This is a genomic window from Microcystis sp. LE19-41.2A (assembly GCF_027530405.1).
Lineage (GTDB): Bacteria > Cyanobacteriota > Cyanobacteriia > Cyanobacteriales > Microcystaceae > Microcystis > Microcystis aeruginosa.
In genome coordinates this window covers 1-2,455 of sequence record NZ_JAPZQJ010000074.1, presented here as the reverse complement: position 1 = coordinate 2,455, position 2,455 = coordinate 1, and the positions used below count along the sequence as shown (strand labels likewise).

The 2,455-nt window shown below is 39.2% G+C and carries 4 protein-coding genes; all 4 read left to right on the top strand.

All coding sequences use genetic code 11. The features are described 5' to 3' along the window. Nucleotides 1-237: 237 nt before the first annotated feature. The 4 genes from O9290_RS03205 to O9290_RS03190 all read left to right on the top strand — a co-directional run bounded on the left by O9290_RS03205 (nt 238) and on the right by O9290_RS03190 (nt 2,235). Complete coding sequence (locus tag O9290_RS03205; protein WP_288086700.1) at nt 238-927, top strand: GUN4 domain-containing protein; 690 nt, start codon at nt 238-240, stop codon at nt 925-927. 272 nt (nt 928-1,199) lie between these two features. Continuing rightward, nucleotides 1,200-1,427 (top strand): hypothetical protein, encoded by a 228-nt coding sequence (locus tag O9290_RS03200; protein ID WP_004159417.1) that lies wholly within the window; start codon nt 1,200-1,202, stop codon nt 1,425-1,427. Then, the gene (locus O9290_RS03195; protein WP_193961363.1) at nt 1,409-1,825 is read left to right on the top strand and encodes a type II toxin-antitoxin system VapC family toxin; all 417 of its coding nucleotides are present in this window, start codon (nt 1,409-1,411) and stop codon (nt 1,823-1,825) included. Before O9290_RS03200 ends, O9290_RS03195 begins: the two co-directional genes overlap by 19 nt. A gap of 107 nt (nt 1,826-1,932) precedes the next feature. Beyond that, nucleotides 1,933-2,235: a hypothetical protein gene (locus O9290_RS03190; protein WP_288027333.1), complete on the top strand. Its 303-nt coding sequence runs from the start codon at nt 1,933-1,935 to the stop codon at nt 2,233-2,235. Nucleotides 2,236-2,455: the final 220 nt, after the last annotated feature.

The window sequence follows — 2,455 nt, the reverse complement described above, 5'->3', positions numbered from 1 at the left end:
AGCCACTCTTAATCGTGTCTTGGAACGAAATAGAGGCTTTTAAAGACTGCGTACATGGAGAATTAAAACAAGAATTACCCTCGAAAAGCCTATTTTTCCACTAAGTATTTATGCTCATTGCAAAGGTGAGATGCTCCCGATACCAGGATACCAGATACCAGTGACCATGAATGGATTTGGCGACAGTTTTTAGTCAATAATAATGTTCGGGATGATTTAGGGCGCATTCTTGATAAAATGATCGAGTTTGGGACAAGAAAGCGTTATCAGTCAGCGCGGGAGATTTTACAAGATTTGACGGGACAATCACCAGCAACTTCAATACAATCACCAGCAACTCCCCGTTATTCTCCAACACCAGCAACCCCCGTTATTCAAACACCACCACCGCCTAAAGTTGCTGCTAATATTGTGCTTAAAAGTGCTAGGGGGGTTAACTATTCTCGATTACAGCAACTCCTAGCAGCAAGAAAGTGGAAAGAAGCAGACGAAGAAACAGGTAAAGTTATGTGTCGGGTCGCCGGAAGGGAAAGCGAAGGATGGTTGAGACGAGAGGATATTGATAATTTTCCCTGTGAAGATTTACGAACTATTAACCAACTTTGGCTAAATTATAGTAACGGTAAGTTTGGCTTCAGCGTCCAGAAAGACATCTATGAGAGTCTTGGTAGCACGATAAAGTATAATGGCGAAATAGAAGATGTGGAAGTATTGGAAAAGTTCGCCGATAGCGTCGGCTGGAGACAAGGAGGTAGGTGGTTGACAGGCCGACAATTAACTTTTAATTCAGCAGTCTTTAATTCAGCAGTCCCCAAGGGACACCTACCCGTACCTGGGGTTTTCGGCGGGGAGAAAAGTGTGTTTCTGGGTATTGCTGCGTGTGGTGTGCCTTTTCTCGCGCAAAGACTTGTAACCTGTAGGATATGACGATCTCAGGTCTTTTGTCAAGCTTAGTTTTGGAGATTTTGCTCAGGTAAACATCGCATTTTGCGGAACTCGATACCTGGCACTGATTGCTTCGCCAAGTCAAAGGAAGCTTTTTTCCGACAAAGATGTCATTGCGAGGGGGGATATTCACGTTAACCTTCATCTCTCAACCAATATCCCCCCGAAGCAATCTTTCTCGTCGTTATATTCAGGTAGAATGAATGATAAAAGTGGTGCGCTATAATTAGAACTTTTTCATTGAATAAAAAATCATGACTAAATTATTAGAACTTGCTCTCAAAAAATTAGCTACTCTGTCAGCAGATCGACAGGAAAATATTGCTCAATTAATCCTTAAAGAAATAGGGGAAAATATAGAAAATGAGCCAATAAAAGACAATGATTCCCCATCTTTACCCCCATCTATTGGGATGGGAGCTAGTGGAATGTCTGACCTATCAACTCGTTGCGAGGAATTATTGTGGCAGGACGAAAGATAATAGCAGATACCAGTGGAATTATTGCCCTATTAGACCGAGACGATCACTATCATTTTATTGTCGTAGAAGCGATCAGAAATCAGCAAGTTTTTGTGCCTGTGACGGTATTACCAGAAGTTGATTATTTAGCGACTAAATATCTCGGTGAAAGAGTAGCTAGAGCTTTTTTGATGGATATTACACAGGGAAAATATAGTTTGCTTCCCTTCGATTTAGAAGATTTAGAAAAAGCTCTTAAAATTATGACTCGTTATCAAGATTTACCGTTAGGCTTAGTTGATGCTAGTTTACTGGTCATGGCAGAACGCTATTCTATTAACCAAATTCTGACATTAGACCACAGACATTTCAATTTAATTCAATCCGATAACATGAGCTACTTTATTATTCTGCCTTAAATATGAACTTGAGATTGCCATGATATCCATAACTCCCCACCTGCAAATTATTTTAGAAAAACTACAAACCCTTACTCCGCATTACACACTTATTTTCAGGAGTTAATATGAATACACCCCAAACAACAGCCGATGGCTTAAAAATTCTTTACCAACGTTATTATGCTAATAATCCAGAGCGTCAATTAGAATTAGAAAAAGCTCGCATTGATGACGAAGTAGCCAGAAAAATATTTAAGATCAAGGAAACATATCATCTTTCAACAAAGGCTTTAGCAGAATTAATTCATACTAATGAATCAATTATTGAAGCTTTAGAAAATGCTGACTATGAAGGAAACTCTTTTTTGTTGTTAAATCTCCTCGCTACATCCCTAAAAATGAAGGTTGAATTTGAATTAGTTCATTAGGTTTTTTTTAGGAATAGCATAACGCACCCTACACTCTTTGATTGCGAGAGGGTGAGACCAGCGTTAATCTTTATCTATCTGGTTCTTCGTTACTTGGTATGGTTCGATAGGGGGGCATAAATCGACTAAATCCTTATCTGGCAAGAGACTTAATTGATTAGTTCGCTCTAGAGCAAAAACAATTGACAAAAATCGCTAAATGCCTTTCTCTATAAGGGTT

Coding starts and splice junctions, on each gene's coding strand:
- O9290_RS03205 (WP_288086700.1), top strand. CDS start 238: ATGATCGAGTTTGGGACAAGAAAGCGTTATCAGTCAGCGCGGGAGATT.
- O9290_RS03200 (WP_004159417.1), top strand. CDS start 1,200: ATGACTAAATTATTAGAACTTGCTCTCAAAAAATTAGCTACTCTGTCA.
- O9290_RS03190 (WP_288027333.1), top strand. CDS start 1,933: ATGAATACACCCCAAACAACAGCCGATGGCTTAAAAATTCTTTACCAA.